General features: G+C 62.0%; 16 protein-coding genes and 1 tRNA gene. 7 read left to right on the top strand and 10 right to left on the bottom strand.

Annotation, left to right across the window (positions count from 1 at the left end; translation table 11 throughout):
- Positions 1-22: 22 nt before the first annotated feature.
- From rfbC to EN808_RS15745, 5 genes are all read right to left on the bottom strand, one after another.
- On the bottom strand, positions 23-577 hold the full coding sequence (gene rfbC / locus EN808_RS15765; RefSeq protein WP_135881494.1) for a dTDP-4-dehydrorhamnose 3,5-epimerase: 555 nt from the start codon (positions 575-577) through the stop codon (positions 23-25).
- A 1-nt stretch (position 578) separates the two neighbouring features.
- Positions 579-1,460, bottom strand: a complete 882-nt coding sequence (gene rfbA, locus EN808_RS15760) for a glucose-1-phosphate thymidylyltransferase RfbA (RefSeq protein ID WP_135916297.1) — start codon at positions 1,458-1,460, stop codon at positions 579-581.
- 206 nt (positions 1,461-1,666) lie between these two features.
- Positions 1,667-2,479: a class I SAM-dependent methyltransferase gene (locus EN808_RS15755; protein WP_135916296.1), complete on the bottom strand. Its 813-nt coding sequence runs from the start codon at positions 2,477-2,479 to the stop codon at positions 1,667-1,669.
- Positions 2,480-2,587: 108 nt separating this feature from the next.
- Positions 2,588-3,613 (bottom strand): NAD-dependent epimerase, encoded by a 1,026-nt coding sequence (locus tag EN808_RS15750; protein ID WP_127873142.1) that lies wholly within the window; start codon positions 3,611-3,613, stop codon positions 2,588-2,590.
- 94 nt (positions 3,614-3,707) lie between these two features.
- A complete protein-coding gene (locus EN808_RS15745) occupies positions 3,708-4,298 on the bottom strand; it encodes a biotin transporter BioY (RefSeq protein WP_127281119.1) in 591 nt (196 codons plus the stop codon).
- A gap of 115 nt (positions 4,299-4,413) precedes the next feature.
- On the opposite strand from EN808_RS15745, the gene EN808_RS15740 reads away from it, so the two are divergent.
- Positions 4,414-5,322, top strand: coding sequence for an MBL fold metallo-hydrolase (locus EN808_RS15740; RefSeq protein WP_135881497.1), 909 nt, complete (start codon positions 4,414-4,416; stop codon positions 5,320-5,322).
- Between the two features lie 58 nt (positions 5,323-5,380).
- On the opposite strand, the gene EN808_RS15735 is transcribed toward EN808_RS15740, so the two are convergent.
- Both EN808_RS15735 and EN808_RS15730 read right to left on the bottom strand, forming a co-directional pair.
- Positions 5,381-6,166 carry a DUF1499 domain-containing protein gene (locus EN808_RS15735; RefSeq protein ID WP_135881498.1) on the bottom strand — a complete coding sequence of 262 codons (786 nt, stop codon included), beginning with the start codon at positions 6,164-6,166 and terminating at the stop codon, positions 5,381-5,383.
- Between the two features lie 78 nt (positions 6,167-6,244).
- Entirely contained in the window at positions 6,245-7,873 is a 1,629-nt protein-coding gene (locus EN808_RS15730) for a fatty-acid--CoA ligase (RefSeq protein WP_135916295.1), read from the bottom strand.
- Between the two features lie 334 nt (positions 7,874-8,207).
- Between EN808_RS15730 and EN808_RS15725 the strand changes: the two genes are divergently transcribed.
- Together EN808_RS15725 and EN808_RS15720 are read left to right on the top strand one after the other, a co-directional pair.
- Complete coding sequence (locus EN808_RS15725; RefSeq protein WP_127276173.1) at positions 8,208-8,561, top strand: hypothetical protein; 354 nt, start codon at positions 8,208-8,210, stop codon at positions 8,559-8,561.
- 127 nt (positions 8,562-8,688) lie between these two features.
- Positions 8,689-9,078: a DUF427 domain-containing protein gene (locus tag EN808_RS15720; RefSeq protein ID WP_127276175.1), complete on the top strand. Its 390-nt coding sequence runs from the start codon at positions 8,689-8,691 to the stop codon at positions 9,076-9,078.
- Between the two features lie 270 nt (positions 9,079-9,348).
- On the opposite strand, the gene EN808_RS15715 is transcribed toward EN808_RS15720, so the two are convergent.
- From EN808_RS15715 to ppdK, 3 genes are all read right to left on the bottom strand, one after another.
- The gene (locus EN808_RS15715; RefSeq protein WP_135881501.1) at positions 9,349-10,089 is read right to left on the bottom strand and encodes a polysaccharide deacetylase family protein; all 741 of its coding nucleotides are present in this window, start codon (positions 10,087-10,089) and stop codon (positions 9,349-9,351) included.
- Positions 10,090-10,245: 156 nt separating this feature from the next.
- Positions 10,246-11,349, bottom strand: coding sequence for a glycosyltransferase family 9 protein (locus EN808_RS15710; RefSeq protein ID WP_135916294.1), 1,104 nt, complete (start codon positions 11,347-11,349; stop codon positions 10,246-10,248).
- A 118-nt stretch (positions 11,350-11,467) separates the two neighbouring features.
- Positions 11,468-14,146 (bottom strand): pyruvate, phosphate dikinase, encoded by a 2,679-nt coding sequence (gene ppdK, locus EN808_RS15705; RefSeq protein ID WP_135916293.1) that lies wholly within the window; start codon positions 14,144-14,146, stop codon positions 11,468-11,470.
- Positions 14,147-14,372: 226 nt separating this feature from the next.
- On the opposite strand from ppdK, the gene EN808_RS15700 reads away from it, so the two are divergent.
- The 4 genes from EN808_RS15700 to EN808_RS15685 all read left to right on the top strand — a co-directional run bounded on the left by EN808_RS15700 (position 14,373) and on the right by EN808_RS15685 (position 18,883).
- Entirely contained in the window at positions 14,373-14,717 is a 345-nt protein-coding gene (locus tag EN808_RS15700; protein ID WP_127276184.1) for a VOC family protein, read from the top strand.
- Positions 14,718-14,844: 127 nt separating this feature from the next.
- Positions 14,845-14,919: transfer RNA gene (locus tag EN808_RS15695), tRNA-Gln, on the top strand.
- A gap of 343 nt (positions 14,920-15,262) precedes the next feature.
- Positions 15,263-16,711, top strand: coding sequence for a TolC family protein (locus EN808_RS15690; RefSeq protein WP_127276186.1), 1,449 nt, complete (start codon positions 15,263-15,265; stop codon positions 16,709-16,711).
- A gap of 39 nt (positions 16,712-16,750) precedes the next feature.
- Positions 16,751-18,883, top strand: a complete 2,133-nt coding sequence (locus EN808_RS15685) for a type I secretion system permease/ATPase (protein ID WP_135916292.1) — start codon at positions 16,751-16,753, stop codon at positions 18,881-18,883.
- The last annotated feature ends 22 nt before the right edge of the window (positions 18,884-18,905 follow it).

The following is an 18,905-nucleotide window of genomic DNA, read 5'->3' as shown; positions in this document are numbered from 1 at the left end:
TCCTTATGCACCACATGCTCCATCAGGCGAACACCTCGGCCGTAGCCAGCGTCGGCGCCTTGAGGTCCTTGTCCGAAAGCTGGAACCCGCCGGCCAGCGACGGCCATTCTATGCCGATGGCGGGATCGTCGAAACGGATCGACCGATCATGCTCGGGCGAATAGGTGTCGGTCACCTTGTACAGCACCTCGGTGTCGGGCACGAGCGTGACGAAGCCATGCGCGAAACCCTTCGGCACCAGGATCTGGTTGCCTTTTTCGGCCGACACTTCGAGGGCGACCCATTTTCCGAAGGTTTTCGAGGCGCGGCGGATATCGACAGCGATGTCGAGAATGCTGCCCCGGATAACGCGCAGCAGCTTGTCCTGGGCACGCGGCGCAAGCTGGTAGTGAAGCCCGCGCAGAACGCCCGGGGCAGCGGAATAGGAATGGTTGTCCTGCACGAAAGTCAGGTCGATGCCGGCCTGCGAAAAGCGCTCGGCATTGTAGGTTTCCATGAAGAAACCGCGTGCGTCGCCATGGCGCTTCGGGACGATTTCCAGCACCCCGTCGATGCCCAGGGATCTCACCTCCAGCATCTTAACCCTCCGAAAGATCGACGACGCGCCGGCGCAGATAGGCGGCGTATTCGTTCTTTCCCAGCCGGGTTGCGCGCTCCAGCACCATGTCCGCCGTCAGCCATCCCTGTTCGAAGGCGATTTCCTCCGGACAGGCGACCTTGATGCCCTGGCGATGTTCGATCGTGCGCACGAAGGACGAGGCTTCGTGCAGGCTGTCATGCGTACCGGTGTCGAGCCAGGCATAGCCGCGTCCCAGCCGGTGAACATGGAGCTGGCCGCGCTCGAGATAGACATTGTTGATGGCCGTGATCTCGATCTCGCCGCGCGCCGAAGGACGGATGGTCGGGGCGATGTCGACGACGTCATTGTCGTAGAAGTAGAGACCGGTGACGGCCCAGTTGGACTTCGGCTTTTGCGGCTTTTCCTCGATCGTCAGCGCGGTTCCGGTCGCCTTGTCGAAAGACACCACGCCATAGCGTTCAGGATCCTCGACATGGTAGGCGAACACCGAGGCACCCCTCTGGCGCGATGCCGCGACGCGGCAAAGCTGCGATAGCCCGTCGCCAAAATAGATGTTGTCGCCCAGGATCATCGACACGCTGTCCTTGCCGATGAAATCGCGGCCGATGATGAAGGCTTCCGCGAGTCCATTGGGCTGCGGCTGCTCGGCGTAAGACAGGGCCAGCCCGAACTCCGACCCGTCGCCGAGCAAACCACGAAAAGCCGGCAGATCACGGGGCGTCGAAATGATCAGAACCTCTCGTATTCCCGCGAGCATCAGCACGCTCAGCGGATAATAGATCATCGGCTTGTCGTAAATGGGAAGAATTTGCTTAGAGACTGCTAATGTTAGTGGATAAAGACGCGTTCCACTGCCTCCAGCAAGGATAATTCCTTTCAAGAAGCTCTCCTCGACATGCCAAAGCCCCCCGGCCCTGTGTGCCTGTGCTTAGGTTTCATGCATTGGCTTGTCAATGCGGCATACGACAAACGCGTTGGCCATGGTGGATACCCGGTCACCGAGGCCGAGGCCCTGACCGCGGATCGCACTTTCGGTCTTGTCGAGGGCGGGGTAGCGGCCATTGCGCAGGGTGGACGTTCCAGCATTCAGGCCGCGGCCACGATCACATGTGCCTGGATTTTGGCGGCAACTTCGCCACTGCCATGTCTGTCGGCAATGGCTGATGCCGCGTAGTCGGTCGCGGCGTCCAGTTTTCCAGCGTCCCTGGCCTCGATTTCGGTGCGAAGGACGGTGCCCTGACAATAAGCGACGGCCGGAAGCCGTGGCGAGGATGCGCGGCTTTGTTCGGCTCTGGTCTCGATCGCGACATCGGAGAAACCCGCGTCCTCCAGGTCGCGACGGATCAGCGCCTTGTCGTGATAGCCGTGCGGCGTGCGTGCCAGGAAGCGCGGCGGATCGTCGGGAAAAATCCGCGCGAGGGCATTGGTCACGTCATCGGCGAACACATTCTCCTCGATGCGATCCCATACGTTGAACAGGAACCGGCCTCCCGGCTTCAGGACCCGCCTAGCTTCGCGGTAGGCGGAGGCGCGGTTTGGAAAGAACATCGCACCGAACTGACAACAGACGAGATCGAAGGCCGCATCCTCGAACGGCAGCGCCATCGCATCCGCCTGGCGCCATGTGATGCGGCTGTCGGGTGTCTGTCGCGAGGCGGCGTAGTCGAGCATCGGCTGGTTCAGGTCGGTCACGACATAGCTTGCGCCAGGGGCCAGTCTTGGCGCCAATGCGCGGGTGACGACCCCGGTGCCCGCGGCGATTTCCAGGACAGCCCCCGGCGACAGGGCCGCGGCTCGGCGCGCGATATCCGCGGCGAACGGCTCGAAAATCAAAGGCACCATGTAACGGTCGTAGTTTTCAGGAATCGAGCCGGCGAACAGTTTGTCCGTTTCCAACATGGCAATCCCCACCGTCTGATGACTTGGGGAGACTAGCACATATTTTTGTTCCTGGTCTTTTTCGACCGAGAGCAGGTCTTTACGTGGCCAAGAACGCGTTCATCACGCTCAACGCGGCCCAAAATAACCCAGGTACCACTCGACGAACCGCCCTACCCCCTCCGTGACGGAGGTCCGGGGGCGGTAGCCGACCGCCGCTTGCAGTGCCGAAGTGTCGGCGAAGGTGTCGGGCACGTCGCCGGCCTGCAGCGGCAGGAGTTCGATCACGGCCTTGCGGCCAAGCGCGTTTTCCAGCGCCTCGACATAGGCGGTCAGCTTCACCGGATTGTTGTTGCCGATGTTGAAGATGCGCCAGGGCGCGCTGCTGGTCGCCGAATCCGGATGGCTGGAATCCCAGGCCGGGTTGGCCGCGGCGGGGCTGTCGCTGGCGCGGATCACGCCTTCGGCGATGTCCTCGACATAGGTGAAGTCGCGCGTGTGGTTGCCGTTGTTGAACAGCTTGATCGGCTCGCCGGCCAGGATGCTCCTGGTGAACAGGAACAGCGCCATGTCCGGGCGCCCCCAGGGACCGTACACGGTGAAGAAACGCAGCCCCGTGGTGGGCAGGCCGAACAGATGGCTGTAGCTGTGCGCCATCAGTTCGTTGGCGCGCTTGGTGGCGGCGTAGAACTGCAAGGGATGGTCGGCTGGGCGATGCTCGGAAAACGGCATGTCGGTGTTGGCGCCATAGACACTGGAGGTGCTGGCATAGGTCAGGTGCCCGACACGGCTGCCGCGGCAGGCCTCGAGCATGTTGGTGAAAGCAACGATGTTGCTTTCGACATAGGCGTGTGGGTTTTCCAGGCTGTAGCGCACGCCTGCCTGCGCGGCCAGGTGGATCACCCGGTCGAAGGCGTGGTCGGCAAAGCAGCCGTCGACCACGCTGCGGTCGGCGAGATTGCCATGGATGAAATGATAGCCGGCATTGGTGCCGCGGCCCGCCTCGGCCAGCAGCCGCAGCCGCGCCTCCTTGATCTCAGGGTCGTAGTAGTCGTTGATGCTGTCGATGCCGACAACCTCGTCACCGCGCTCCAGGAGCCGCCTGGCGACATGATAGCCTATGAAGCCGGCAGCGCCGGTGACCAGAACCTTCATCAGAAACGCCCGTCCGTGACATGGCTGGGAAACAGGCCCGGCTCATCGCAGGCCAAGCTCCGGCCCGAAGTGATCCGGGCCGGATGTTCTCAAATCAGGAGCGCTTCAGCAATGACCAGACGGCCGGCACGAGGCTGGCCGCGAGAGCTACCTTGATCAGGTCGCCGACGATGAACGGCACGACGCCGAACTGCCAGGATTTTTCCGGGCCGATGAGCAGCGCCAGCCAGGCAAAACCCATTGCCATCATCACCACTTCGGCAACCAGCATGGCGTTGAAGAGCTTGATCGGATGACGGTCCCAGCCGCGGTCGGCGGCCCAGCCGACAATCGCCGCCATGACCACGAAGCCGGCGAGATAGCCGCCGGTCGAACCGAGCATATAGGCGATGCCGACGCCTTTTTCCGGCGTGCCCTGGAAGACCGGGAAGCCCATCGCGCCTTCCGCCATGTAGAGCAGCAAAGTGGCGACGCCGAGCCGCATGCCGAAGGCGGCGGCGATCAGGAAGACGGCGAGCGTCTGCATCGAGATATCGACAGGCCCGAGCACTACCCTGGTCTTGGCCGAAAGGGTCAACAGCAGTGTCCCGGCAATCGCCAGGAAAAACTGCGTCGCCAGCCGCGCGGCACCATCTTGCGGCAAGGCCAGAAAAACAAGCGGGCGCGTCGTCGTTGCGGTTGTCATGATCTTCCCCAATTCAATCTTGCCGCGAACCAGAAATCGCGGTCTTGCGTTTTTCTATATTGGCTTGCGTGCTATGCGGCAATCGGTTTTGCCGTTCCGGGAACAATGTGCCGACATGGCTCTCAAATTCGATACCAGCTTCGACCCCGCTTATGGCCAAGGCGTAAGCGTGGCCCCCGACGTGCAACGTGTCACCGCCCGCAATCCCAGTCCCTTCACCTTTCATGGCACCAACAGCTATGTCGTGGGACGTGACACGCTGGCGGTGATCGATCCCGGACCGGATGACGAGGGGCATCTGCGGACCTTGCTCGACGTGATCGCCGGACGGCCGGTCAGCCACATTTTCGTCAGCCACACGCATCGCGACCATTCCCCGCTGGCGGCCCGGTTGAAGGAGCGCACCGGCGCCCAGGTGCTGGCGGAGGGACCGCACCGGCCGGCGAGACCCTTGCATATCGGCGAAACCAATGCGCTCGACGCCAGCGCCGACACCGCTTTCATCCCCGACATCGCGTTGCCGGACGGCGAACTGGTCAGCGGCGACGGCTGGACGATCCGAACGGTGCTGACGCCCGGCCACACCGCCAATCACGCGGCATTCGCGCTGGAAGGCACCGGAATCCTGTTTTCAGCCGATCATGTCATGAGCTGGGCAACCTCCATCGTCGCGCCGCCGGACGGGGCAATGGCCGATTACATGGCATCGCTCGACCGGCTGATCGAGCGCGGCGATCGCCTGCTGCTGCCTGGCCATGGCGGACCAGTGACTGCGCCGCGCGCTTACATGCGTGGACTGAAGACGCATCGCAAGATGCGCGAACGGGCCATACTGGAGCGGATCAGAGCCGGCGACAGGACAATCCCCGACATGGTCAGGGCGATCTACAGGGATACCGATCCACGGCTGCACGGCGCCGCCGGCCTGTCGGTGCTTGCCCATCTGGAGGATTTGGTGGCGCGCGGCGTCGTGGCGACAAACGCCGCCCCAGCCATAGATGGCATTTTCACGCCGGTCCGATAGGCCTGCCCCCAAGCGTTCACCCTACCGTCGTCGCAGGCGCGAATTCGCGCGGAAATGGCTACTCGGCCGGCGCCGCGCCGACCTGGCCGGCGACTTCCTGATCCAGTTCCGCCAGGAAATCGGTGATGCGCGCGGCATTGTCGCCAAGGTCATGGCGGCCGTAACGCGAGGCCGAGCGCATGTCGACGATGACCGTGTCGCCGTCATCCATGACGCGAATGGCGACGTCGGCGGGAAGGCCGAGAACGAAGCTCGAGGCAATGGCGGTGATGGTCACCTCTGTCTGTCCGGCGAGTTCGGGATAAGGCTCCGAAAGGTCCCAGCCGCGCCGGTCGAGCACGGTTTCAACGGCGTTGACGATGGTCTCAAATGGCAGGTCGTAGCTGCGTGCGGTGACCAATGGATAGCTGTCGGTCTGCAAACTCTGCTCACCCGGCGTCGGCGGAGACAGCACGTTCATGTCCTTGGTCCGGTCACCGACATCGAGCGCGGGCGGTTCATCGAAATCGGTCGAGATGTCCCGCAGCGGCGGATAGATCGTCGCCCAGTAGGCGGCAACGCCATAGGGGGTGAGCACCAGCAGCGCCAGCACGGCGCCGACGGTGAGATCGCGGCCACCACGGTCACCAAAATTCCACAGCCTCGCAAAGGCCAGGCCGGCAAACAACAGCGCCAGCGCCGCCAGCAGGGCGACAATGCCCAACACCCACAGGAACACCGGCGTTTGAACGAGGCCGAAGCGATGGCCGACAAAGTTCGTCAGCAAAAGCACCGCCGAAAAGGCGGCCGTGCGCCGCGACCAGCTGGCAGCCTTCGACGTTTGCCGTTCGGGAATGCTAACCATTATTCTCTGCTGCCCCAACCCGGACGGAGGTTTAGTGCCTTTTTGCGGCGGCTTGAAGCCGAAACACGCAACATCCCCTCAATCCGTCGGCAAGCGATAGTCCCTGAACTGCTGACGCAAGGTGATCTTCTGGATCTTGCCGGTGGCGGTGTGCGGTATCTCACCGACGAAAGCGACGTCGTCCGGCATCCACCATTTGGCCACCTTGCCATCCATGAAATCGAGAATCTCGGCCTTGGTCGGTTCCTTGCCCGGCTTGGCGACGACGACCAGCAAGGGCCGCTCGCCCCATTTCGAATGCTGGACGCCGATGGCCGCCGCTTCCGCTACATCGGGGTGGCCGACGGCCAGATTCTCCAGGTCGATGGTCGAAATCCATTCGCCGCCGGACTTGATGACGTCCTTGGCGCGGTCGGTGATCTGCATGTAGCCCCCGGCATCGATATGAGCGACGTCTCCGGTATCGAACCAGCCATCCTCATCGAACTGCTCCGCGCCCACACCGCCATAATAGGCGCGAGCGACTGCCGGACCGCGTACCTTGAGCCGGCCAAACGTCTTGCCGTCCCAGGGCTGCGCGTTGTCGTCGTCGTCGGTCACCTTCATTTCGACGCCGAAGGGCGGGTAACCCTGCTTGCTCTGGACGTCGAGCCGAGCCTCGCCGTCAAGGTCTGCATAGTCCGGCTTCAAGGTGCACAGCGTGCCGAGCGGCGACATTTCGGTCATGCCCCAGGCGTGGATGACCTGGACACCGTAATTGTTCTGGAACTTCGTCATGATCGCGCGCGGGCACGACGAGCCGCCGATCACGACCTTGTTGAGATGGGGAAGTGTCTTGCCGGTCTCCTCCAGATATTGGAGCAACATCATCCACACGGTCGGCACGGCGGCGCTGAATGTGACCTTCTCCTGGTCGAGCAACTCATAGATCGAGGCACCGTCCATCTTGCAGCCAGGCATGACCAGCTTGGAGCCCATCATCGGGCCGCTCTGGCCAAGGCCCCAGGCATTGGCGTGGAACATCGGCACCACCGGCAGGATCGTGTCGCGCGCCGACAGGCCCATGGCGTCGGGCATGGCCGCGATCATGGCATGAAGCACGTTCGAGCGATGGCTGTAGACGACGCCCTTGGGGTCACCCGTCGTGCCGGACGTATAGCACATGCCGGCGGCGGTGCCTTCGTCGAAGGTCTTCCAGGTGAAGTCGCCATCGACCTCATCGAGCCAGTCCTCGTAGGCTACGACACCGGGCAAGGTCGTTTGCGGCATGTGCGCCTTGTCGGTGAGCACGATCACCTTCTTCAGCGATTTGACGGCACCAGCGATCTTCTCGAGCAACGGGATGAAGGTGATGTCGACGAAAACGGCCTTGTCCTCGGCGTGGTTCATGATCCAGACGATCTGTTCGGGAAACAGGCGCGGATTGAGGGTGTGGTAGATAGCGCCGATGCCCATGGTGCCATACCAGGCCTCGATGTGGCGGGCAGTGTTCCAGGCCAGCGTCGCGATGCGGTCGCCCAAGGCAAAACCGTCGCGCTCCAAGCGCTGGGCGACCTTGAGGGAACGACGATGGATGTCGGCGTAGGTGGTGCGCACGATCGGCCCCTCGATCGAACGCGACACGATCTCGCGCACACCATGCTGCCTTTCAGCGTTGTCGATCAGCTTGTGGCACAGCAGCGGCCATTCCTGCATCAATCCCAGCATGCCGTTCCCTCCCTCACGCTTTTCGCCCCCGAGCTTTTCGCTTCACCCTTTTGATCGCATTGTGAAGCGAACCCGGGAATTGTCCAGCCATCCAAGAGCGCAGCGGACGAAATTCGGAGTTCGACCCGTATTGGCAAACGATTGAATCCGGACGCTTTTTGAGTCCATTTGGCTGGTCCTGCCGCCAGTCGAATGTCAGGGGCTTCAAATACGTTGCATCGAGGTAAACTCCGGTGATCGGACCGACAGCAAAAAGCGCCACAATCCGGCCATCGTCGGTGTTAAGTTTCGTTAACGGGCAAAGGGGTGCGATTGGCGACTGAAAGAGGTTCGCATGGACACGCTCGACGATAAGGTTCTCGAGAGTACACTTGCCGAAAGCCTGGCCGATCTGGTGCCGGACGAAAAGACTGTTTCCGAAGACGAGTTCGTCGAAGTTGTCGGCGGCGCGCTCGAAGCGGTCGGCGGCACGCTGCTGTTCAAGATGTGCGTCCAGAACGAAGGGGAAGGCCAGCACGTCGCGGCGGCATCCGTCGGCGATGGCGGCAATCGCCAGTTCCTCCTGCTCACCTTGCCAACCGGCGGCGGGGCGCTGAAAGTCGAGACCATTTCGAGAAGCAGCAACCCGGTGGCGGGCATCGCGGCCGCCTATGCCGGGCTGATGGACGCCTTCAAAACCGCCGCCTGAATTTCCGCGGCAACCCGAAGGCTATCTTGCGCCACGCACGAGCGCATGGCGTCTGTTTTGTTTGCGACTACGGGCTTGCGCAATCCGGCCGTCCACCACACTTAAGGTCGGGGCAAGAGGAACCAACATGGACAAGATCGCCAACCCGGCACCCGGCTTTCAGCGCAATCCCGACAAGATCATCACGATAGAGCCCTATTCCGGCACCGTCACGGTCCGCGCCGGCGATACGGTCATCGCTTCGTCCGCGAAGGCGAAGGTGCTGACGGAGGCCCCTTACCCCGCCGCCTTCTACATTCCGTTCGCCGACATCGATTTCGACAAGCTCAGCCGAACGGACCACTCGACCCACTGCCCCTACAAGGGTGACGCCAGCTATTGGAGCGTGCTGCCGGCGGGCGAAGCGGGCAAGGATGCGATGTGGGCCTACCGCCAACCGTTCGACGAGATGACCGACATCCGCGACCACGGCGCGTTCTACGCCAGCAAGGTCACCATCGAAGCCAAGCCGGACTGAACGCTTCAGCGCGAAGGCACTTGAGAGTGCATTGAGGTTCAGATCCGACCCTCGCCGCCGACGAGAGGGCTGGCACCCTCTCCCGGCGGTCCATTCTCGACCCTTCGGCAACGAAAGTCATAAGACAAGCAATTCCAGGAAAAGTGCGCAGCGGTTTTCCCGGGAGAAGCGCGTAGCGCTTCCCCTCGGGAATTGCGTAAAAACAAGAAGTTAGAGCGGGTCAGACATTCTATCGAACACTGAACCGCTCTCGATCGGTTTTGAGCCGTTCTACTCCGTGGTGCCGTGATTGCCCGTCCCGTCGGCGTCGTCGAGCCGCACGAAGGTCATGCCCTTGTCCTTGAGCGCCAGCAGGCCCTGGACAACGCCCTCGCCGGCGGCATGGGTCGGCTGGTTGATATGAGCGATGATGACGTCGCCATCCTTGGCCGCGGCGATACGCTTGGCCGTCTCCTTGGCGCCGAGCAGCGAGCCGCCATCGCCATTGATCGAGAAGCCGGCAATCTTGAAGCCGAGCTTGCGGATCATTGCAATGGCCGAGGGGCTATATTCGGCGGTTGCGCCGCGGAACCATTTCGGCGCCGGCTCGCCGGTCCCGGCAAGTGCGGCGGCGCCCGACTCGACCTCGGCCGCTACCGCTTCGGGACTGCCGGCGCTGCGTATGCCATAGATTTTCTGTGGCGTGTCGACCGCCGGAACATGGCGGCCGCCGTGATTTTCCAGTTCGAACAGGTCGGGATGTGCCCGCATGATCGCGACGGCCTCGGCGTTGCGCTTCAGCCAGATGCCGGTGACGAAAATGGTGGCCGGTATCCTGTTGTCCACCAGCGCCGAGAGAATGCGCGTGTCGGTCTTGCCGCCGCAGGCATCGAGCGTGAGCGCGACGCGACCGGTTCCGCTTGCAGCCGGCTTGATGTGCAGCGTGGGTTCGACCAGCGGCGCGGCATGGGCGCTGGATAGCAGCGCCATCGACATGGCGATCATGCAGAGATTTTTTTGCAGCAGACGCATCGAACCCGAATTCCTGACCGGCGATTTCAAGCCGGTAACCCAAAACCCGCATGAAGGCGGAAATCGGGACGATGGATAGCAGAAAAACGCCTGGCGCGGCAATTTGACCGACTGAGAACGAGCTGTTGGACGACAGCCTTGCCGATCGATCACCGCTCAGACAGCGCGTTCCTGTTTCATCTCGGTGCGCGCCAGAACCTCGCGCGCCGCTTCGACGACCGGCTTCACCTCCAGGCGCCAAACGCAGCACGCCTTGCTGGGGTCGGTCCGGCGGCACAGATCCTTGGCCACGCAATCACATGGCATTGACGGCCGAAGCGCGATGCTGGGCACGCCGACAGGTCCCCAGCGCGACGGATTGGTCAGGCCGAAAAGGCCGACAACCGGGGTACCCGCGGCAGCGGCCATGTGCATCGGGCCGCTTTCGTTGCCAAGAAACATCCGGGCCTGTTCCAGGACCGCCAGCAGGCTCTCGAGCGACAGCTCTCCAACCAGGTCGACCACCTGCGTCGCCGTCCCGGCGACGATCCGCGCGGCGGTTTCACGTTCGTCTGGCCCCCCGACCAGGACGACACCCAGTGCGGTTTCGGCCGCGATCTCGTCAATCGCCTCCGCGAACCGTTCGGGCTGCCATTGCCGGCCCTTGAAACTGGCGCCCGCATGCACGGCGATGAAGGCGTTCGGGTGGATATGGTGCCTGCCCAGGAGCGCCAAGGCTTTCTCGGCCTCGAATGGCAGCGGCTTGATGCTCGGTACCGTGGCGTGCAGATCGATGCCGAGTGCTTCAAGAGGGGAGAGATAGCGATAGACAAAATGCTGGCCGCCAAACCCGAATGGCTTGGCAAACACATTGGCGGGCTGCCGCTCCAACAGCTTCAGCGGCCTCTCGGAAGGATTGTAGCCGACGCGTGTCCTAGCGTTGACCAACCCGCTGACGAGCCGAGAGGTCTTGGAATCGGTCAGGTCGATCGTCAGGTCGAAGCGAAAGCCACGCAGCGCCCGCACCACGGCATAGAGCTCTTTTGCGCGTTGCAGCAGGGTACCCCGCATGCTGGCCCGCCTGAACGCAACCACCTCGGAAGCGATGCCATGCGCAACCACGAAGCTCTCGAAATGTGCTTCGCAGAGGAACACGATCCTGGCGCCGGGGAATTCGAGCTGCAGGTTCCTGGCGAGTGTCGAGGCGAGGACGATATCGCCTACGAACTTCGTTTGAATGATCAGGATCGAGCGGATCGGAGCGGGTGATATCTGCAACATCTGTTTCCGGAAGCAATTGGCGGTCATCCGTAAATTGGTCGAGAACAGTGTCGAGATTACGCTATGTCGCCAGCACGTTCACGTGAATTTTCCTACAAACCTTAAGCTCCGTACCAGTCTATCCACGCCCCGTCTTCGCTGCCTGCACCGCGGCCTGGGCTGCCGCCAGCCTGGCGATCGGCACGCGGTAGGGCGAGCAGGAGACGTAGTCGAGCCCGACCTCCTCGCAGAAGCGGATCGACGAGGGATCACCGCCATGCTCGCCGCAAATGCCAAGCTTGATGCCGGGCCGCGTCGCCCTGCCCTTTTGCGCCGCCATGCGTACCAGTTCACCGACACCGTCAATGTCGAGCGAGACGAACGGATCCTGCTCGATGATGCCCTTCTGGCGGTAGGTTTCCAGGAAGGACGCCGCATCGTCGCGCGAGATGCCGAAGGTGGTCTGGGTGAGGTCGTTGGTGCCGAAGGAGAAGAACTCGGCCGACTCGGCGATGACATGGGCGCGGATCGCCGCGCGGGGGAGCTCAATCATGGTTCCAGTGAGGTAGTCGATCTTGACGCCGCTCTCATCCATGACGCTCTTGGCGACCGCATCGATGCGCGCCTTCACATAATCGAGTTCCTTCACCAGGCCGACCAGCGGCACCATGATCTCGGGCACCACCAGCGCGCCGGCTTTCTCCCCGGCCTCGACAGCGGCCTCGAAAATGGCGCGCGCCTGCATCTCGGCGATCTCCGGGTAAGAGACGGCGAGCCGACAGCCGCGATGGCCGAGCATCGGATTGAATTCGTGCAGCGCCTCGGTGCGCTGCCTGAGCTTGTCGGGCGACACGTTCATGGCGACCGCGACCTCGGCGAGTTCGGCTTCGGTCTTGGGCAGGAATTCGTGCAGCGGCGGATCGAGCAGGCGGATCGTCACCGGCAGGCCGGCCATGATTTCGAACAGTTCCAGAAAATCCGAGCGCTGCATGGGCAGAAGCTTGGCCAGCGCGGCGCGCCGGTCCTTCTCGGTGTCGGCCAGGATCATCTCGCGCATGGCGACGATGCGCGCGCCGTCGAAGAACATGTGTTCGGTCCGGCAAAGCCCGATGCCTTCGGCGCCGAAGGAGCGCGCCATGCGGGCATCGAGAGGCGTTTCGGCGTTGGTGCGCACCTTCATGCGGCGAACCGCGTCCGCCCACTCCATGATGGCCGCGAAATCGCCTGACAATTCCGGCTGCAGCATCGCCACGGAGCCCTTGAGCACCTGGCCGTTACCGCCGTCGATGGTGATGATGTCGCCCTTGCGGAAGGTCTGGCCCATCGAGAGCAGCGTGCCGGCCCTGTAGTCGACGCGTAGCGAGCCGGCGCCGGACACACAAGGCTTGCCCATGCCGCGCGCGACAACCGCCGCGTGGCTGGTCATGCCGCCGCGCGTGGTCAGGATACCTTCGGCCGCGTGCATGCCGTGGATATCTTCCGGACTGGTCTCTATGCGCACCAGGATCGCCTTGCGCCCTTGCGTCTTCAGGTCCTCGGCATCGCCGGAGGAAAAGACGATCTCACCGGTGGCGGCCCCGGGGGACGCCGGCAGGCCGACGCCAATGACGTCGCGCGCGGCTTTCGGGTCGATGGTCGGGTGCAGCAACTGGTCAAGCGAAGCCGGATCAATGCGCGCGACCGCTTCCTCCTTGGTGATCAGTCCGTCCCTAGCCATTTCGACGGCAATCCTGAGCGCCGCCTTGGCGGTACGCTTGCCGGAACGGGTCTGCAGCATCCACAACTTGCCGCGCTCGATGGTGAATTCGAGATCCTGCATGTCGCGATAGTGCTTTTCCAGGCTGTCGGAAATGGTGACGAACGACTGGAAGGCGTCCGGCATCAGCTTCTGCAGTGACGGCTTGTCGGAACCCGCCGCGATGCGCGCCGCCTCGGTGATGTTCTGCGGCGTGCGGATGCCGGCAACGACATCCTCGCCCTGCGCGTTGACCAGGAACTCGCCATAGAGCTGCTTTTCGCCGGTCGACGGGTTGCGGGTGAAGGCAACGCCGGTGGCCGAGGTCTCGCCCATATTGCCGAACACCATGGCCTGAACATTGACCGCCGTGCCCCAGCTTTCGGGAATATCGTGCAGGCGCCGGTAGGTGATGGCGCGGTTGTTCATCCAGCTCGAAAACACGGCGCCGATCGCGCCCCAGAGCTGCTCGTGCGGATCCTGCGGGAACGGCCGGCCGAGCTCTTCCTCGACCTTGGCTTTGTAGAGCGCGATGACGCCTTGCCATTCGATGGCCGTCAGCTCGGTGTCGAGTTCATGGCCGAGGCTGGCTTTCTGGTCTTCCAGGATTTCCTCGAACACCTCGTGATCGAGGCCCATGACGACATCGGAATACATCTGGATGAAACGGCGGTAGCTGTCATAGGCAAAGCGCGCATCGCCGGAATCGGAGGCCAGGGCCTCGACCGTCTCGTCGTTCAATCCGAGATTGAGCACCGTGTCCATCATGCCGGGCATCGACGCCCGGGCGCCGGAACGCACCGAAACCAGGAGCAGCTTCGAAGGGTCGCCGAACCGGCGGCCGGTCAGCCGGCCGATATGGTCGAGCGCGACAGCGACGTCGGCTTCCAATCCCGCCGGGTAGGTACGGCCATTGGCATAGTAGGCATTGCAGACCTCGGTGGTGATCGTAAAGCCCGGCGGCACCGGCAGGCCCAGGCTGCACATCTCGGCCAGATTGGCGCCCTTGCCGCCCAGCAGATTCTTGTCGCCGGCACGGCCTTCCGCCGCACCATCGCCAAAGGTGAAAACCCATTTGGTCATGCTTTGCTCTCCGGTTGCAGGAGATTGGAAAGATTGGCGAAACGGAAAGCTCCGCCCGTGTCCGACTTTGGAGCGATATGATGCTGCAGTGCGAAAGGCAAGCGCCGGCCAAAGCCGTCGGGTCGCTACAATCGATTAAGAAAAAGCCATGCCCCCGGATGCGTCAAAAAGACTTGCCACCTCAATGTTCGATGTCTAGAACATAAAGGGAACAAAGAGGTGTCCCATGAAACGGCCTGGAAAACTGGACTATCTGGAAATGCCGGCGACCGGCGGCACGCTGGACCGGCTGAAGGGCTTCTACAGCGCTGCCTTTGGATGGTCGTTCACCGACTATGGACCAACCTATTCGGCCTTTGCCGAGGGGCTGGAAGGAGGTTTTCAGGCTGATGCAGGGGAAGCGCCGGCCAAGCCGCTGCCTGTGCTTTACAGTGAGAATCTGGAAGAAACCCTTCGCGCGGTCGAAAGCGCCGGCGGAACGATCGTCAAGCCGATATTCCCATTCCCCGGCGGCCGACGCTTCCACTTCGTCGACCCAGCCGGCAACGAGTTGGCCGTGTGGTCCGTATAGTCCGTTTGTGGATCATCTGGAGGCAATCGCACTGCTGGTCAGGCGAGTGCCTTCGCGGCTGCTCATAAGCATTGTGCTTTTCGGCTGCTCTGCTAATAACGCGCCGCACAGCGACTCTGACGGCTATTGGGGCGTCGCCAAGTGGTAAGGCATCGGTTTTTGGTACCGACATTCCCAGGTTCGAATCCTGGCGCCCCAGCCAAGCGCAGCACGCACCGAATCGGCCCTGCTCAAAAACGCCGCGCCAAGCGCACTTTATTTGCAGGCATGCGTACTCATCAGGATATTGTCAGAACAAGCGTCCTGTTGGCCATCTCCGTATCCTGTCTCGGTGTTTCAAGTTTCAATACCGGCACTTGGTCCCCACCAGCGTCTCAAATGTGTGCCATTTTTGCTACATTCTTTGGCCGTCTGTCTGGATTCTGTGATTTAGTCACAGCTTAATAATGAAACGCTCACGGTAATTTGCAAGATAGTCAACAAGGCCAGGCGCCAAGCCCGGCTGGGGCGCTCTTAACAAAGCGCGGGGAAACGTGGGTGGGAAAATGAAGACGACAGGTCTGTCGACCAAGGTCATGAGCGTTGGTCTCTTGATGACGGCTACCATGCTGAGTTGCTGGAGCGCGCATGCACTGACACTCAAGGAGGCCATGGCGGTTGCGGTGGAATCCAATCCGGAAATCGGCCAGGCCATCGAAAACCGTGAGGCGATCGAGTTCGAACTGAGACAGGCAAAAGGGCTTTATCTCCCAAGCGTCGATGTCGAGGCATCCGCTGGTGCTCGCCGTCTGGACAACTCCTCCCGCCGCGCGCTCTCCATCGAGCACGACGCTCTTTATCCCGCGGAGACCGACCTGACAGTTTCGCAAACGCTTTATGATAGTGGCGCAAGGCGAGCCGAACTCAACCGTCAGGCCTCGCGGGTCGATGGCGCCTCGTTCCGCGTGCTGGAGCGATCCGAGTTCATCGGGCTGTCGGTTGTCCAGGATTACCTGGAATACATGCTTCAGGCCTCGATCGTGGCAGAGGCAAAGAAGAATCTGGGCTTTCACCAAGCGATTCTCCACGACATCAGGGAAGGCATAGCAGGCGGCGGGTTGAACGAAGCCGACCGGCAACAGGCGGAGGAGCGCTTGTTCGCGGCCAAGGCCCGCATGCAGGAAGCCGCCGAGGAACTCGAGGCCTCGAGGATCCGCTTCTTCAAGACCGTTGGGAAGCCGCTGACCAATGCATCGCGGCCAGGCGATGTTTCCTCTGCGCTGCCAAGGTCGCTGGACGACGCACTGGGCATTGCGCGGGAGAACAATCCGCGCGTCCACATGGCCAATAGCGATATTTCCGCCGCCGCCTCGCAGGTTGACGCCGCGCGGGCGAAATACGGCCCTTCGGTCGTCGCCGAAGGCGTTGCCCGGGCCGGATACGACATTGACGGCGACAATGGAGACACGTCCGATCTGCAAGCACGGGTGGTGCTGCGGTGGAATCTGTACCGGGGCGGCATCGACAAAGCCAATGAGCAGGAGCAGATCCGCCGCGCCAGCGAGCAGCGGCTTGGGCTGCATCAGGTTCTGCGGGAGATCGAAGAAGCCGTTCGCACGTCGTGGGATCGCCGCTTCCGGCAAGCCGATCTGGCAAAGACCCTGAAGCTGCAAGCCGCTACCAACGAGAAGCTGGTTGCTTCTTATCGCGAGCAGTTCAAGGTCGGACAGCGCTCGCTGCTCGATGTGCTGGATGCGCAGAATACGCGGTTCAACACAGCGACGCTGGCGGACACCGCGTCCTACGCATCGCTCTTTGCGCAATATCGGCTTCTGGCAGCGACCGGGCAGTTGCTGAAAACGATGGACATCCATCCGCCGAAGCAGGCCACGGCCTACGCCAAAGATGAATTTGCGGTTCCGGAGACCGCGGACACCGAAACCTATGCACGGACCCCGTCGGAACAGACGAACGATATACCCTTCGACATCCTTGCCCCGGTCAGGAAGAAGTGAGCCGGTGTAAGGGAGGTTGAGGGTCCTGGCGGGCGGATCGTGAATCAGCAGCCACATATTCTGTCGCCCAAGGAGGCGTTCAAGGCCTGCTTTTCGGCGATTGCGGCCTATCTCGGCAGGCCGAGTGCGGAGACCGTGCTGTTTGCCGGGGTGCCGATTTCGGACACGCGCATCGAGGTCACCGAGATCCGGCATCTTGCCGAACGCATCGGTCTCGAGACCCACGAATTCAATCATCGCGACTTCCTGCGCGGTCGCGTCGATCTTCCGGCAATTATCTTCCGTGTCAGCCAGTTGCCGATCGCCCTGCTGGCCGAAATCGATGGCGACGGGTATCTCACGGCGCCGCAGGAAGACGGGCGCACGACTATCGGCAAATCCGAGCTGGCCGCGAGTTACATCAGTGGCGGCGTATCCTTCTCGATCACCTATGCCAACGCCACCGAAGGCATGAAGGTCGGGTCGGCGCAGCAGATCGAACGGCGCCATTGGCTGACGGGAACGATGGGCGCTTTCTGGCGCACCTATTCGAAGGTCGTGCTGTCGGCGATTTTCATCAACCTGCTGGCCATCGCCTCGCCGATCTTCACCATGAACGTCTATGACCGTATATTGCCTAACAAGGCGATATCGACGCTCTGGGTGCTGGCGATCGGAATCGGTGCCGTCATTCTCTTCGACCTGCTTCTGAAGACGGCCCGCGCCTCGCTGATCGACTATGCCGGGCGCAAGGCGGACCTGCGGATATCGTATCTGCTGTTCGAGAAGGTGCTGAATTCATCCTTGTCCGCGCGCCCTGGTTCGACCGGCGAATATGCCAACCGTGTCACTCAATATGAGTTCGTCAGGGAGTTTTTCACCTCCAACACCATCAGCGTCTTCATCGACACGGCCTTTGTCTTCATCTTCCTGCTGGTCATCTACGCGATCGGCGATTGGTTGGTCGTCATACCGGCCCTGGCATTTGTGGCGTCGGTAATCGTCGGCCTCGTCACGCAACGCCGCATCGGCAAACGGGTCGCCGCCTCGATGAACGAAGCATCCCAGCGCCAGGCCTTGCTGGTCGAGTCCATCTCGACGCTGGAAACAATCAAGTCGCTGCGCGCCGAAGCCTATTTGCTGAGGAAGTGGGGCGAGCATTCGAAGAATGCGGCCAACACCTCCGAGAAGATCAAGCAGCTCTCGGCTGCGGCCGGCAACATCACCCAGGCCATCCAGCAGCTTGTGACGGTCGCCCTGGTCGTGGCCGGAGCCTATGCCTTTTCGGAAGGGCATGTTTCGACAGGAGCCATTATCGGCACGGTGATGCTGGCGAGCCGGGCCGTGGCTCCGCTCGGCCAGATCGCGATCACCTTGTCGAGATTTCGCCAGGCCATGCTCTCCTTGAGAATGGTGAATTCCATCATGTCCCAGCCGGAGGACCGGCCGGACACGGTGGGCTTTGTCAATCGCCCGATCCGCAATGGAGCGATGACGTTCAAGAATGTCGGCTTCGTTTACCCCGGATCGGAAAACGAGGTTCTGTCCGGCCTGAACTTCTCGGTGAAGCCGGGCGAGCGCATCGGCATCATCGGCCGCATCGGGTCGGGCAAGACGACGATGGGACGCCTGATCGGCAGGCTTTTCCTGCCGAGCTCGGGCGAGTTGCTGCTGGATGGCATCGACATCCGCCAGTATCACCCGTCGGAGGTGCGCGCCGCCGTCGGCATCGTCGCGCAAGCTGGCGATCTGTTTTCGGGAACCGTGAAGGAGAACCTGCTCATGGCATCTCCGGAGGCGACCGACGAGCAGATCATCGAAGCCGCAAAAGCCGCCGGCGTCGACGAGTTCGTCTCTCGCCATCCACGCGGCTACGACATGAATGTCGGCGAGCGAGGCACCAATCTTTCCGGCGGGCAGAGACAGACGGTGGCGATTGCCCGGCTGCTTTTGACCAAGCCGAAGATCGTCTTTCTGGATGAACCGTCCGGCTCGATGGACCTGGCTTCGGAACGACAGCTGATCAAGCAACTGAAGACAGCTTTTGACCGCAATACGACGCTGATCGTCTCGACGCATCGCTTCAGCATGCTCGAACTGGCTGATCGCCTTATTGTTGTCGAACAAGGAAAGATCGTTGCTGACGGGCCAAAAGAACAAGTCATTCAGGCGCTGCAGAGAACCAATTCCTGAATGAACAAATTATATCGGGCTA

Source organism: Mesorhizobium sp. M8A.F.Ca.ET.165.01.1.1, assembly GCF_004792065.1.
GTDB lineage: Bacteria > Pseudomonadota > Alphaproteobacteria > Rhizobiales > Rhizobiaceae > Mesorhizobium.
Note: the sequence above shows the minus strand (reverse complement) of the source record. Positions and strands in the feature narration are given on the sequence as shown.

Bases quoted from the DNA above. Each gene is read 5' to 3' on its own strand.
- rfbC (WP_135881494.1), bottom strand. From the start codon at position 577: ATGCTGGAGGTGAGATCCCTGGGCATCGACGGGGTGCTGGAAATCGTC.
- EN808_RS15755 (WP_135916296.1), bottom strand. From the start codon at position 2,479: ATGTTGGAAACGGACAAACTGTTCGCCGGCTCGATTCCTGAAAACTAC.
- EN808_RS15750 (WP_127873142.1), bottom strand. From the start codon at position 3,613: ATGAAGGTTCTGGTCACCGGCGCTGCCGGCTTCATAGGCTATCATGTC.
- EN808_RS15745 (WP_127281119.1), bottom strand. From the start codon at position 4,298: ATGACAACCGCAACGACGACGCGCCCGCTTGTTTTTCTGGCCTTGCCG.
- EN808_RS15740 (WP_135881497.1), top strand. From the start codon at position 4,414: ATGGCTCTCAAATTCGATACCAGCTTCGACCCCGCTTATGGCCAAGGC.
- EN808_RS15735 (WP_135881498.1), bottom strand. From the start codon at position 6,166: ATGGTTAGCATTCCCGAACGGCAAACGTCGAAGGCTGCCAGCTGGTCG.
- EN808_RS15730 (WP_135916295.1), bottom strand. From the start codon at position 7,873: ATGCTGGGATTGATGCAGGAATGGCCGCTGCTGTGCCACAAGCTGATC.
- EN808_RS15725 (WP_127276173.1), top strand. From the start codon at position 8,208: ATGGACACGCTCGACGATAAGGTTCTCGAGAGTACACTTGCCGAAAGC.
- EN808_RS15720 (WP_127276175.1), top strand. From the start codon at position 8,689: ATGGACAAGATCGCCAACCCGGCACCCGGCTTTCAGCGCAATCCCGAC.
- EN808_RS15715 (WP_135881501.1), bottom strand. From the start codon at position 10,089: ATGCGTCTGCTGCAAAAAAATCTCTGCATGATCGCCATGTCGATGGCG.
- EN808_RS15710 (WP_135916294.1), bottom strand. From the start codon at position 11,349: ATGTTGCAGATATCACCCGCTCCGATCCGCTCGATCCTGATCATTCAA.
- ppdK (WP_135916293.1), bottom strand. From the start codon at position 14,146: ATGACCAAATGGGTTTTCACCTTTGGCGATGGTGCGGCGGAAGGCCGT.
- EN808_RS15700 (WP_127276184.1), top strand. From the start codon at position 14,373: ATGAAACGGCCTGGAAAACTGGACTATCTGGAAATGCCGGCGACCGGC.
- EN808_RS15690 (WP_127276186.1), top strand. From the start codon at position 15,263: ATGAAGACGACAGGTCTGTCGACCAAGGTCATGAGCGTTGGTCTCTTG.